The sequence below is a fragment of the Acinetobacter sp. LF10 genome, assembly GCF_048585715.1.
GTDB lineage: Bacteria > Pseudomonadota > Gammaproteobacteria > Pseudomonadales > Moraxellaceae > Acinetobacter.
Window position 1 is genome coordinate 2715465 of the sequence record NZ_CP184160.1, and the last position, 12806, is coordinate 2728270.

Below are 12806 nucleotides of genomic sequence, written 5' to 3' on the forward strand. Positions count from 1 at the left end.
CAAATTAAAGCATCTAATACCAATTATTCAGATAGTTGGTATTTTTATCTTTTAAATTTCAGTCTTATGATTTAAAGCTAAAATCCACATACTTAATAACATTTAACCCTCGTATTTGCTAAACGCTTTTGAAAGCTGGCGAAGTGTTTTGATTTGTTTGCCATAACGGCGACAAGAACGACAAGCAAATAAATGTAATTGTAGATTGCTCTGCTCTATAAACTGAAGTGGTCTATCCTGTTTCTCGGATATTAACTGTGTTGCTTGTCGGCAAGTTAGCATGAGCAATCCTCCTTAAGTAACCATTTATTTTCTAGACATTCACGTAATCTAGTTCGGCTTCTATACATCAAGACATTAAAATTTGAGACAGTAATCTCTAGCCTTTCGCAAATTTCATCTGAACTGAGTTCATTTACTTCTCGTAACATAAACACCTGCGCATATTTAGCAGGCAAATGATTCAAACAAGCATCAAAAACAATCCAAAAATCTTGCTGTTCCATCATTTCTTCAGGGCTTTGCCACGCTTTAGGTGCTTGATATTTATGCCAGTGGCCCGAAGCATCAAATAACTCGTCGATACTCAACTCATTATCTTGTTCATCAAATAATTCAGTCATCGTCACCAATCGAGACTTTTGTCGGATCAGATCAATGATCTTATTTTTTAAAATCGCAAAAACCCACGTTTTAAACGCCGCTCTTCCTGAAAAAGAGTCTAGATGTTGCAAAGCACTCACTAATGCTTCTTGAACCACATCTTCAGCTTGCTGAAATGAGGACAGTTGTAAAACAGTAAACTTCAACATCTGTTGTCTTAAATCCATTAGAAATTCAGGATTTTCAAGCTGATGCAATATCTCTTGATTATTATTCAATTCAGCCTCAGACATGATCACTTCCTATTACTGTTCTGAGAATGATTTAACAAACCTAAATTCGTGAGTGTTGCTGCCAACTGATGCAGTTGTATTGTAATCTCTTGCTCAGAAAAAGTTGGTGCAATTAATTTAATTAAGTCATGAAGCTCAAGCTCTGAGTATATCTTTAGGTTCATTTGCTCAATCAACATCGCAAATAAGGGAGACAATCTTTCCAAACAAATCTTATCCTGATGGTCTCGCCAAACCATAATTGCGCTTGGCATTACTTCAATATCTGTCAGCGTTGTATCAACCGTCCAAGCATAAACAGGATATTGATAGACCAAGATCCACACTTTATGTCTGAGTTGCCAACTTGTCTTTTCAACAATGTTAATGTCTTCAATTTCAAGCGTATCTAAATACAACTCCAGCCACTCAAACTGTAACAACTCTTCTAGCCAAGGATATTGGCTTAAAACTGGATGTCGGTTTTCAGTCAAATAATCTCTAAATTGCAACGAAATATCATTATAGAAAGGTGACTGGCATTTAGCTTTTTGAAAAAATTCTTCCAATAAAAGCTGCCATTGATCCGCAGGTAAAATAGAACGAGCTATGGGATAAACTAAATTTATAAATGAACACATATTGTTGAACAATAAATCTCGATAAATCTGCATTCGCTCAAGATCACATATTTTAGTGTGTTCAGCATTTGGTACACGAATCCAATTACAGAATTGCTGCTGAGTGGTTTGGAAAGTGCTTTCTTTGAGCACCATAACCGTTCTCCTGTTGCTGCATCGTTTTAATTGTTGTCAATTCTTGCTGTAATTGTTGCCATGATGGAATATTAAAATCTCTTTCCAACAAGGTTGGTTTAACGCCACAATGTTGATAACTAAATTGCAATAGCTGCCATACAGGATCACAAATTTCGGCACCATGCGTATCAATCAATAAGCTTTCATTCATTTGTTCATGCCCAGCAATATGCATATAACGTATGCGTTCTTTAGGCATCGCTTGGATAAAGCCATGAGCATCACTGCCATGATTGATACTATTCACATAGACATTATTAACATCAAGTAATAATTCACAATCTGCTTGCTCAAGTACTTCACAAACAAACTCAGCCTCACTCATTTCTGCATTTGGCATTAAATAGGTAGATACATTTTCAATAACGAGGCGCTGCCCTAAAATGTCTTGAACACGTAAGATACGCTCAGCGACATATTTGACCGCAGCTTCAGTCATCGGTATCGGTAATAGATCATATAAATACCCCCCATCAGAGGTATAACTGAGATGCTCAGAATAGATGGAAACTTGATACTGCTTTAAAAATGCTTTGATCTGTTGAATAAATTCAATATTTAAAGGATGAGGTCCCCCAATAGAAAGGGACAGACCATGACACACCAAAGGTGATTTTTCAGTACATTGAGCCAACAACTTGGCATGTCGCCCACCAAAACCCATCCAATTTTCTGGTGCAACTTCAATAAAGTCTGGATGTGATTCCGCATTTAAAAAGGTATCAATAAAATCACGCCTTAAGCCTAAACCAACACCATTCAATGCAGTCATGCTGTTTTCCTTTTTGAATTGATACCGACAATTTGAAATATATCGGTATCATTCGGCTGATCTAAACTATTTAGCACCACACTTGCCATCTGCAACTTTTTTATCTGCACCACATTTTGCATCAGCAGTTTTCTTAGCTGCCCCACACTTCCCTTCTGCTGATTTTTTATTTGCCCCACATTTTGCATCAGCAGACTTTTGTTGTTGTTTTGCCTTATTTGCACCACATTTGGCTTCGCCACATTTCCCATCAGCAGCTTTCGATGCATGAGACTCAGTTGTAGTCGTGGTTGGTGCAGCAGATACGTGAGTGATGCCTACAGCAGATAAAGCCAATAATGCAGCGACTGATGTGATTGAGTTTAATTTATTCATTTTTGTATTCCTTGTAAGATAATTGCTCGGTTTGTACGGAGGTACATTAAGTTAGACGGAGTAAAAGACGATTTATTACAGATCAAATGAAAAAAATATGTAAGAAGTTCCATGTTCATCCGACTAATAACTATTCAACAGTACTCAATGTGAAATTCCCATGAAAAACTTTATTTATTTTCTAACACAACATTATCAAAAAATTTCTCACTGTATAAAACATTTCGATGGAATTGCTGCACTAGCACTCAGATTATATTTAGTCCCCATTTTTTGGATGGCAGGAAGCAATAAACTCATGCATTTCCAAGACACGATTGAATGGTTTGGTAATCCTGATTGGGGGCTCGGTCTACCATTCCCGACATTGATGGCAGCTCTAGCAACCTCAACAGAATTGGCTGGTGCAGTATTATTAGGATTAGGTTTATTCACTCGCTTTATCAGTATTCCACTCATCATCACAATGTTGGTAGCAATTGTAACAGTCCACTTACCCAATGGTTGGCAAGCCATTGCCGATCCAAATGCACCATTTGCAAATGCCCAAGTTCTCGCATCCGCTGAGAAGTTAGAAAAAGCCCATGAGATTTTACAAAACTATGGTAACTATGATTGGCTCACTGCCAGCGGATCATTTGTCATTTTAAATAATGGTGTTGAATTCGCAGTGACCTATTTAGTGATGTTACTCGCTTTAATCTTTATCGGTGGTGGGCGTTATATCAGTTTAGATTTCTGGATGAAATATCATTTAACCAAACGCTTATAAGCCCTATGAAAGGCTTAGAATATTCAATTGATTTCATGTATTCGAATATTCTAAGCCACAGAGCTTATTTATGTTTCCAAGGTACTGCTGGTGAGCCAATCCATGCTGATTTGGCAGGAATATTTTCACCTTTCATCACTAAAGTTAATGGTCCTAACACCGCATGATGACTGACATTGGCATTATATAAAATGATACTTCTCGCATTCACGACCACATCACTTCCAACATTTACTTGACCGATCTTCATAATACGATCTTCAAATAAATGTGTCTGTGGACCTGAAAAACTATTAAATTCAGCGCGATCTCCAATATCAACACAGTCGAATTCTGTAATATCTGCAGTATCCATATAAACGTCTTTCCCTATTCGAACCCCCAAAATACGCAAAAAGAATGGCAGCATTGGTGTTCCTCTTAAATAATTCAGGAAATTTGGAATCGCGACTGATTCATATAAACTTGTAATTCCTTCACTTAACCAAACAAACATAGTCCACATTGGCGCTGAACGAGCTTGGTAGCGTCCAATTAAAATCCACTTCAATAAAGCCACGATGATAAAGCAACCCACACCATATAATAAGCCTGCGAGAGTTAAAGCCAATAATCCCATTGGAATCGTATAGTTATTAATGACATCTATCACTTCTAGCACAATCATATACCCCACACCAATCGCAAGCGCTGCGGGTAATACAATCCGTAGACCCTCAATAAAAGCACGCATGGAACGGCGTTTGTGACTCGGTTTAAAAGTAAGATGATCTGGGTATTTCTCTGCGGCTTCTCGTGCTGGTAGAAGTAGCGCTGGAGAACCCAACCAAATTTGTCCTGAATACATTTCTCGATTATCTGGCGTTTTAGACTGCACACCAATTAAAATATTATCAGGTAATACCGTACCATCTGCGATATAAGCGCTGTTCCCAACAAAACTACGATGACCAATTTTTGTTGATTTTAATGACATCCAACCGCCTTTGATCTCCTCATCACCCAACATCACCGCATCAGCAATAAAACTTTCTTCACCCAAGCTGAGCATTTCAGGAATAACGCCTATTGCGGTTGATATTTCAGTATTTTTACCAACCTTTGCGCCTAACATACGAAACCAAGTTGGTGCATAAATTGTTGCAAATAGACCATGTAGCGTTTGTAAACTGGTTTCTAAAATTTGGGCTGCGAACCACTTCCGATAATACGTAGCACCATGAATCGCATAAGTACCCACCTCTAAACGAGGTAATACTATTTTACGTAAAGCTGAAGAAATCAAGGCGGTAATGATCATCATCATCGCACTCGCAGGAATGGCCAATAGGAAATAATAAAGCGCTGTTTGAATATGGTTGTTCGGGTCAATATTGAAAACATTCACATCTAACCAATCAACCAATAAGAAACTCGGAAAGATTGGAATAAAGAAAATACAAGCGATAATTAATGCACTCACTCCATAGTAAACATATTCTGAAACTTTACGCATTAAAGAAAGTTTTGGGCGCGGTGCCAATTGTTCTAACTGATCCACATGACCAATCTTCTTCGCAGGCGTGCCATCCCAAATTTCACCAGCAGGCACAGTCGTATCATATTCAATCGCAGTCAAAGCATTGACATGAGCAGTTTGTTCTAACACAGTATTTTCTTCTAATATCGCATAAGAACCCACATAACTATCACGTTTCAAATGAATTGAACCTAAGACCAAATGCCCATGTTCAACTTTAGCATTCTCTAAATTCACCTGAGAACCAATACTGACACCATCTTCAATCGTCAATAAAGATGGCATACGAATATGCACTGAACTAATTGAAACATCATGTCCAATTTTCGCCCCAAGTGCTTTGAGATATAAATTCAGTAAAGTTGAACCTGATAAGAGATAAACAGGTGAAATACTACTCATCCGATCAGCCAACCACCAACGGAAATAAGTCATTCCCCATAACGGATAACGACCCGCATCCACGCGAAACATTAGCGCCCGTTTAACCGTGATAGAAAGGGCAAAACTAGCAATAATGACACTGACATAAACCAATAAAGAAAGCAAAATTGCAGAAGGAATACTGTCTCGTGCGCCGCCAGTAAAATAATGATAGGTAAAGAATGGAGCGAGCCATTGCATAATGTTAATTGAAATCAACACTGGAATTGTGACTACCTGCGCAATACCGCAGAGCCATTTATAGGTTTGATTCCGTGGATTGTCTTGACCAATTTGGCTATCAAATAATGATGGTTCAGGTTGCTCAAGCATCAAGGCAGCAATTGCTCCCACTCTCCGTGCTTGGTATAAACTTTGAATCGTGAGGTGACTATATTCAGGATGTTCACGTAAATTTGAAATTAAAACTGCAGCTAATAAAGAATGTCCACCCAAATCATCAAAGAAATCGGCATCCAATTTAATCGGAAGATTCGGAAACAGTCGATTTAAGATTTCAAATAAAATTTCTTCAGCTTCATTTTGAGGTTGATCTGATTCACTCCGATCGACCACACTTGTTAAAGGTCTTGCTTTTAGTGCTTTTCGATCAATTTTCCCAGAAAGTAGTCTCGGTACTTCTTCAATAATTTCAAAACGATTAGGTACCATGTATGGCGGTAAGCGCTGACCAAGATGATGCCGAAGCTGTTTAATTTCTATGGATTGTTTTGCATCAATTTCTGCGGCTATAAAGGCGATCAACTGATCAATACCATCTTCATTACGTAAAATGACAGCAGCTGTGCCAATACCATCGAGATCACATAATGCAGCTTCGATTTCGCCAAGTTCTACGCGGAAACCTCGAATTTTTACTTGATCATCCGCACGTCCTAAACAATGCACTTGACCAAATTCATCGATTTTAGCTAAGTCACCCGTCCGATATAAACTTTCTTCATCAGGACTCGTTGCCCATGGATTCTGAATAAACTTATCCGCTGTTAGATCTGGGCGACCTAAATAACCTTGTGCCACGCTTGGCCCAAAGATACACAATTCTCCCGTTTCGCCTTGTGCCAATAGCTCTCGATCAGCATTAATCACCAACATACCGTAGTTAGGTAATGGTTTGCCAATCGTGACAGGCTTACCCTGCTGTAACAATTCAAGACTCGCAGAGACTGTGGTTTCTGTCGGTCCGTAAGTATTAAACATTTGATGGTGTGGCAATGCCCAACGCTCAACCAATGAGTCTGGACACATTTCCCCTCCTAAATTGATGATGCGTAAATTAGCAACATCTTCAGGGAACAAAGCGAGCAAAGTTGGTACAGCATGCAAAACGCTAATTTGCTCTTGTTGCAAGGTTTTACATAACCGTTCTGGATCACTAACCAAAGATTTTGGTGCAATCCATAAAGTTGCTCCAACCAAATAAGACAACCAGATTTCCTCGAAAGACATATCAAATGCAACTGAGAAGCCTTGATAAACTTTGTCTTGTTCTTGGATACCTAAAATACTGTTTTCACTGCGCAGAAAATGACAAATATTCTTCTGAGTAATGACAATACCTTTGGGTTTTCCTGTTGAGCCTGAAGTATAAATAATATAAGCAGGTTGCTCAGGAGTCGATTTTGCCAACTCGACAGTTTCATGTAGCGTTTTTTGTAGTTCGGTATTGGTCCATTTGCTTTGTGGCACTTCCAACACGTGCTCATACCACTCATCAGTGGTAATCATTCCTACAGCCGCTGCATCTTCAAGACAAACTGCGATTCGATCTGCGGGGGTATCCATGTCAAATGGTAGCCAAGCAGCACCACTTAAGCAGATTGCTAATTGAGACTTTAATAATTCAATACCACGTGGCAACCACAATCCAACGATTTCGCCAGCTTTAACGCCTTTGATGGTTAAATGTTTGGCCATAAGTTGAGCTTGCTGATATAACTCACCATAGCTAATCGTTTGATCTGCTTCGATTAAAGCTATTTTTTCTGGTAGGCGTTGTGCTGTCTGAATAAAAATATCGGTTAAAACTTCATTCTGCAAAAACTCAGGGTGGTGTTTACCACGAATAATATTTTTTGCGTTCATCACACATTGGTTCATTTTTATACTCTCTTTAATGTTCTGATTTCGCTAGAATTTAGACCTATCTTAATTTCTGCTTACGAATCAAATTTAGTCGTTATGCTGTAAGTTAAAGAGCTGAACTTAAAAACAGATTAAATTGAACTCATGAGAAAAGTGAATATAAGTAACGAAGTGGACAAAAAGAGATTTTAAAATATGGAAATATAATTAAATCAAAATATTAAAAATGAAAAACTGAACAACATTTAAACAAATACTCTTCACAGAAAATAAATCATACAATTATTTCTAAATCCACAAAATGCTATGGTAAATTTCCTATGGTTTAAACACGGTCGTTATTTAGGGAAGCGATCACAATGTATCGCTCGTTTTTCACACAAGTCATCTATCAATTTATAGATCTACAGCTTGTACAGTAATCGGTTGCTTTGATTTTGAAATAAATCGTTCAGTCAAAATATTGACGCTGAATACAATTAGAAAAGCCACAATAAAAGAACCTAATACATCAAAAGGAAAATGAACTCCCATATAAATCCTTGACCATCCTACAACCAAACTTACAAATAATCCGAAAACACCAATTTGACGATACTCAGACATCAGAAATGAAAATGCGATAATTGCAACAGTGAGTGTATGTTGGCTAGGCATAGACGAACTGGAACTGTGGTGAATCAAGGTGTGCCCTAGTCCAAGATCGAAAGGTCTAGGATGATGATAAAATGCGTGTAATAACTTCACAACAAATGAAGATAGAACGACCATTACTACGGTTTTAAAATACTGAAATTGATATTTTTTATCCTTAAATAGCAATAAAACCGTTAGAAAAATCAGAAAAGTCCCTATCAGATTATATGATGAGAACATAGCGACTTTCGCAAAAAATGAGTTTTCTATAGCACCAGAATTAATCCAGTTAAATATACGAATATTGATCTCTTCAATAGACATTGCCTATCAATCCATAAGGGCTTTATGCGAGATAGACTAAAAACACGAACTTAAACCAAAATTAAGTCTTATCAAATAGATGAAAATAGAAGCTACGCCCACCCTAGACACAATTAACAGAATTAAAGACGCTCTAATTAGTTAACACCTGAACGATGCTAAATAGCATTTAAAAAAATCTCAACGGGTGTGCGGCATCAATACCGTCCGAAATGTATAGATTAAATATTTGTGGTAGTATTGCGCGCGATTGGAAATCTCTTAATCAAGCTAGAAGAGTTTCGTTCTTTGATGCTCACTCTCAATGTATCCCAATATTTAGTCATAGCGTCTGTTCGATCAGATCAATCGGTTGCGTTTTGCCTAAAAATGTTTGGACATACATCAGTGATGAATTCTTGCTTTAAGTTTATTTCCCACTATTTGTCATAAATAGTCTATTTTCTAATCCGCTCCATCATTTCATTAGTTGTTTAACACTGAATAAAGGCATGATTTTTTATGAATATTGAAAAAACTCAGACACCACGAATCAGTGTTGCCCCGATGATGGATTGGACAAGTGAAATTTTCTTTAAAAAATAAATCAAAAACTTATCAAAAAAATTTAAATTTTTAGGCGTAAAATAGGCGCAAATAACGTCCATATTTTGTCCAATTTTAAGTACCTATTATTTTTATTTCAATTGGTTATTTTTCATCCAAATCAGTGGCTCATTTGGGATTGAGCCGCCTATTGAGTCGCCTAGCTTCATAAACTCAATCTATATCTTTGCTTCGGACTTTTTGGTTTGTCTGGAATGGTACATTCAACCAGCCCTGCCACTATTGCTGGATTAAGGTAATTCTGTTGGATAGTGGAATAAGCCCAGTAAAGACATTAATTCTATCAAACTATATTCTCTCTGCTCCATAACCACAATCTAACGTTGAGCATGATCACCAGCTTGTACGGTAGCTTGATCGGTATCATGTACGGTGACTTGATCGGTTGCTGATGAATTCTAAAATGACATCAAAAATCATTTTTCAATCCAAGCCCTTAATAAGGAGCAGAACAACCTACTCCTTAACCTTATATCAACTTGTCCAAGCATTAGATAACATTTCAGCCTGCTTCATAACTAACTCAATAGCCTCTGCCGCTTTGTCAGGTGGATACTTCCATCGCTGTAAAGTACGACGTACCAAGATTTTAAGCTGAGCACGTACACTATCTCGAACTTGCCAATCCACAGTTGTCGATTTACGTAATTTCTCAGTGATTTCACGTGCAATTTTTTTCAACGTATCATCACCCAATTCACGCACCGCACTTTCATTATTTGCTAAAGCATCATAGAAAGCGATTTCATCAGGGTTCAAACCTAGCGAAGCTTCACGTTCCATTTCAGCTTGGAACTCTTTCGCCATCTGGATCAACTCCTCAATCACTTGGGAGGTCTCAATCGCACGGTTGTTATATTTCCTTAAAGTTTCCTGCAAACGATCAGAGAAACGTTTTTCCTGTACGAGATTATTCCGTGTTTTTGCCTTGATACCATCATTCAATAATTTTTCTAATAATTCGACCGCCAAGTTACGATATGGCATTTGTCGAACATCTTCTAAAAATTCATCTGACAGTAAACCAATATTTGGTTTATCTAAACCACATAGCGCAAATACATCTGCCACACCATCAGCAACAACAGCATTATCCAGAATTTGTTTAAGCGTACTATCCTTTTCTGCTTGCGATAATTTACGATCCACAGAAGTATGCTTACTAATGACTGCTTTAATGGCTGAATAAAACGCAATTTCCTTATGCAATGTCTTGGCTTCATCCAACGTACCACACAATGAAAAGGCTTTATTGACTGCAAGTACTAAATCCAAGAAGCGTTTTTTGCCATCTTTCAAACTCAGCACATAGTTAGCTGCTGGGATAATCAATCGATGTGCTTGTGTTTCATAACTGCTTAAATCCAACCCAGTTTGGTCAGTGGTCTTGGCAAACATCCCACGAATGGCATCCATTTTTTCAGCAAGCACGGCATAGGCTTCTTCCGCACGTAAGGTTGGCTCACCTTTTCCTTTGGCATCAGTATAAGTTTTTAATGCCTGCTTTAACTCATTGGCAATCCCAATATAATCAACAACCAAACCACCTTGCTTGTCTTTAAAGACACGGTTGACTCGTGCAATCGCCTGCATCAAGTTATGACCCTTCATTGGTTTGTCGATATACATGGTATGGGTACACGGTGCATCAAAACCTGTCAGCCACATATCCCGTACAATCACCAACTGCAAAGGGTCATTCACATCTTTAAAACGTTTCTCTAAGCTTTTCTTCACTTGCTTATTGTAAATATGAGGCTGTAGCAATGGCTTATCCGATGCTGAACCCGTCATCACAATTTTGATTTTTCCTTTTTTCGGGTCATCATCATGCCAATCTGGGCGCAAAGCAATAATTTCATTATACAAATGCACACAGATTTCACGGCTCATAGTCACAATCATACCTTTGCCTGCTGTGGCTTCGGTACGAGCTTCAAAGTGTGTCACCAAATCCACAGCAATCTGTTTCAGGCGTGGTGTTGCACCAACCAACTTCTCTAATCGACTCCATTCACCCTTTGTCTTTTCACGACTACCGACATCTTCCTCATCTTCTACCACTTCATCAACTTGATCAGAGAGTTCCTCGATTTCAGCCTTATTAATATCCAATTTTGCCAAACGGGATTCATAATAGATCGGCACAGTTGCGCCGTCCTCTACCGCATCTTGGATATCGTAAATTGAAACATAATCGCCAAAAACGGCTCGAGTATCTTTATCTTCACTGGAAATTGGCGTACCTGTAAAGCCAATGAATGCCGCATTCGCTAAAGCATCACGCATGTGCTTGGCATAGCCAAATTTATAAGTCCCATCATTCGATAGTTTGGCTTTGAGTCCATATTGGCTACGATGGGCTTCATCAGACATCACCACAATATTGTGTCGACCATTCAGCAATGGATGTTCAGTTTCTCCATCAAGCAAAGCAAACTTTTGTACCGTGGTAAAGATAATTCCGCCTGATTCACGTTCAGCAAGGAGTTGTCTCAGCTCATCACGATTATTGGCCTGTACTGGCGTTTGCTTTAATAATTCTTGTGCCTGACTAAAGGTTTCAAATAGTTGTCCATCCAAGTCATTACGGTCAGTCACAATCAATAAGGTAGGATTCTGCATGGCGGGTTGTTGTAAAAGTTTACCTGCATAGCAACACATTGAAATACTTTTACCTGAACCTTGGGTATGCCAAACCACGCCTGCTTTTTTATTACCAATTGGATTAGCTGCGGCAATAGTGGCTTGAATAGCTTCACGCACTGCATGAAACTGGTGATAACCCGCAATTTTTTTAATGATTCGTTCACCATCAATTTCAAATAAAATAAAGAAACGGATGTAATCGAGGAATAACTCACGATCAAAGAAACCTCGAATAACCGTTTCGAGTTCCCATTCTAACTGTGGTTTATCATCTTCATTTTTAATGGTACGCCACGGCAAAAAGCGTTCCTGATTCGCCGTCAGTGAACCGACACGGGCTGTTACACCATCACTGACTACCAATGCTTCGTTAAAAACAAACAAATCAGAAACTTCTTCTTTATAGGTTTGTAATTGATTAAACGCATCCCAAATATCTGCATTTTCATCGGTAGGGCTTTTTAACTCTAATACTGCAAACGGAATACCGTTGATAAAGCAGATAATATCAGGTCGTCTGGGTTGCTTTGTACCTTGAATGGTGAATTGATTGATGGCGACAAAGCGATTTTGATACACATGATTAAAATCGACCAAAAACGCATGGTCATTCACCCAGTCATCTTCTTTTTTATAACTGACGGGCACACCTTCCAGTAACATGTGGTGAAAAGCACGGTTATTGGTGATTAAATCCAGACTTTCAGGTTTACTGAGTTTCTGTAAAACCTGCTCAAAACAGCTCACTGGCAAATGTGGATTTAAGCGTTCAAAGGCGGTTTGCAAGTCCGCTTCAATAAGAACTTGCTTATAGTCTTTACGTAAAGGATTGTTACTGTCAGGTGCAATATCGACACCATGAACAACTTCCCAGCCATTTTCAGAGAACCAGTCTAGGCATAGGTTTTCGAGTTGTGTTTCATTCATTTTT

The 12806-nt window shown here is 38.4% G+C and carries 9 protein-coding genes and 1 pseudogene; 1 reads left to right on the forward strand and 9 read right to left on the reverse strand.

Going from position 1 to position 12806, the window contains the following annotated elements; translation table 11 throughout:
- Positions 1–102: 102 nt before the first annotated feature.
- From ACN19N_RS13090 to ACN19N_RS13110, 5 genes are all read right to left on the reverse strand, one after another.
- The gene (locus ACN19N_RS13090) at positions 103–282 is read right to left on the reverse strand and encodes a zf-HC2 domain-containing protein (RefSeq protein WP_050041726.1); all 180 of its coding nucleotides are present in this window, start codon (positions 280–282) and stop codon (positions 103–105) included.
- A complete protein-coding gene (locus tag ACN19N_RS13095) occupies positions 276–896 on the reverse strand; it encodes an RNA polymerase factor sigma-70 (RefSeq protein WP_269228829.1) in 621 nt (206 codons plus the stop codon). The genes ACN19N_RS13090 and ACN19N_RS13095 overlap by 7 nt, the downstream gene beginning before the upstream one ends.
- 2 nt (positions 897–898) lie before the next feature.
- On the reverse strand, positions 899–1651 hold the full coding sequence (locus tag ACN19N_RS13100; RefSeq protein WP_420001499.1) for a DNA-binding domain-containing protein: 753 nt from the start codon (positions 1649–1651) through the stop codon (positions 899–901).
- Positions 1602–2465: a DUF692 domain-containing protein gene (locus ACN19N_RS13105; RefSeq protein ID WP_269228831.1), complete on the reverse strand. Its 864-nt coding sequence runs from the start codon at positions 2463–2465 to the stop codon at positions 1602–1604. Before ACN19N_RS13105 ends, ACN19N_RS13100 begins: the two co-directional genes overlap by 50 nt.
- Positions 2466–2531: 66 nt before the next feature.
- On the reverse strand, positions 2532–2840 hold the full coding sequence (locus tag ACN19N_RS13110; protein ID WP_005218272.1) for a hypothetical protein: 309 nt from the start codon (positions 2838–2840) through the stop codon (positions 2532–2534).
- Between the two features lie 160 nt (positions 2841–3000).
- Between ACN19N_RS13110 and ACN19N_RS13115 the strand changes: the two genes are divergently transcribed.
- Complete coding sequence (locus ACN19N_RS13115; RefSeq protein WP_269239060.1) at positions 3001–3612, forward strand: DoxX family protein; 612 nt, start codon at positions 3001–3003, stop codon at positions 3610–3612.
- Positions 3613–3676: 64 nt separating this feature from the next.
- Here ACN19N_RS13115 and posA read toward each other — a convergent pair whose 3' ends face one another.
- The 4 genes and pseudogenes from posA to ACN19N_RS13135 form a co-directional block, all read right to left on the reverse strand.
- A complete protein-coding gene (gene posA / locus ACN19N_RS13120; RefSeq protein WP_420001500.1) occupies positions 3677–7675 on the reverse strand; it encodes a delta-poly-L-ornithine synthetase PosA in 3999 nt (1332 codons plus the stop codon).
- Between the two features lie 381 nt (positions 7676–8056).
- Positions 8057–8620: a phosphatase PAP2 family protein gene (locus tag ACN19N_RS13125; RefSeq protein WP_420001501.1), complete on the reverse strand. Its 564-nt coding sequence runs from the start codon at positions 8618–8620 to the stop codon at positions 8057–8059.
- A 751-nt stretch (positions 8621–9371) separates the two neighbouring features.
- Positions 9372–9649: pseudogene (locus ACN19N_RS13130) on the reverse strand (Fic family protein); the annotation flags it as partial.
- A gap of 51 nt (positions 9650–9700) precedes the next feature.
- A complete protein-coding gene (locus tag ACN19N_RS13135) occupies positions 9701–12802 on the reverse strand; it encodes a type I restriction endonuclease subunit R (protein ID WP_420001502.1) in 3102 nt (1033 codons plus the stop codon).
- Positions 12803–12806: the final 4 nt, after the last annotated feature.

Bases quoted from the DNA above. Each gene is read 5' to 3' on its own strand.
- ACN19N_RS13090 (WP_050041726.1), bottom strand. From the start codon at position 282: ATGCTAACTTGCCGACAAGCAACACAGTTAATATCCGAGAAACAGGAT.
- ACN19N_RS13095 (WP_269228829.1), bottom strand. From the start codon at position 896: ATGTCTGAGGCTGAATTGAATAATAATCAAGAGATATTGCATCAGCTT.
- ACN19N_RS13100 (WP_420001499.1), bottom strand. From the start codon at position 1,651: ATGGTGCTCAAAGAAAGCACTTTCCAAACCACTCAGCAGCAATTCTGT.
- ACN19N_RS13105 (WP_269228831.1), bottom strand. From the start codon at position 2,465: ATGACTGCATTGAATGGTGTTGGTTTAGGCTTAAGGCGTGATTTTATT.
- ACN19N_RS13110 (WP_005218272.1), bottom strand. From the start codon at position 2,840: ATGAATAAATTAAACTCAATCACATCAGTCGCTGCATTATTGGCTTTA.
- ACN19N_RS13115 (WP_269239060.1), top strand. From the start codon at position 3,001: ATGAAAAACTTTATTTATTTTCTAACACAACATTATCAAAAAATTTCT.
- posA (WP_420001500.1), bottom strand. From the start codon at position 7,675: ATGAACCAATGTGTGATGAACGCAAAAAATATTATTCGTGGTAAACAC.
- ACN19N_RS13125 (WP_420001501.1), bottom strand. From the start codon at position 8,620: ATGTCTATTGAAGAGATCAATATTCGTATATTTAACTGGATTAATTCT.
- ACN19N_RS13135 (WP_420001502.1), bottom strand. From the start codon at position 12,802: ATGAATGAAACACAACTCGAAAACCTATGCCTAGACTGGTTCTCTGAA.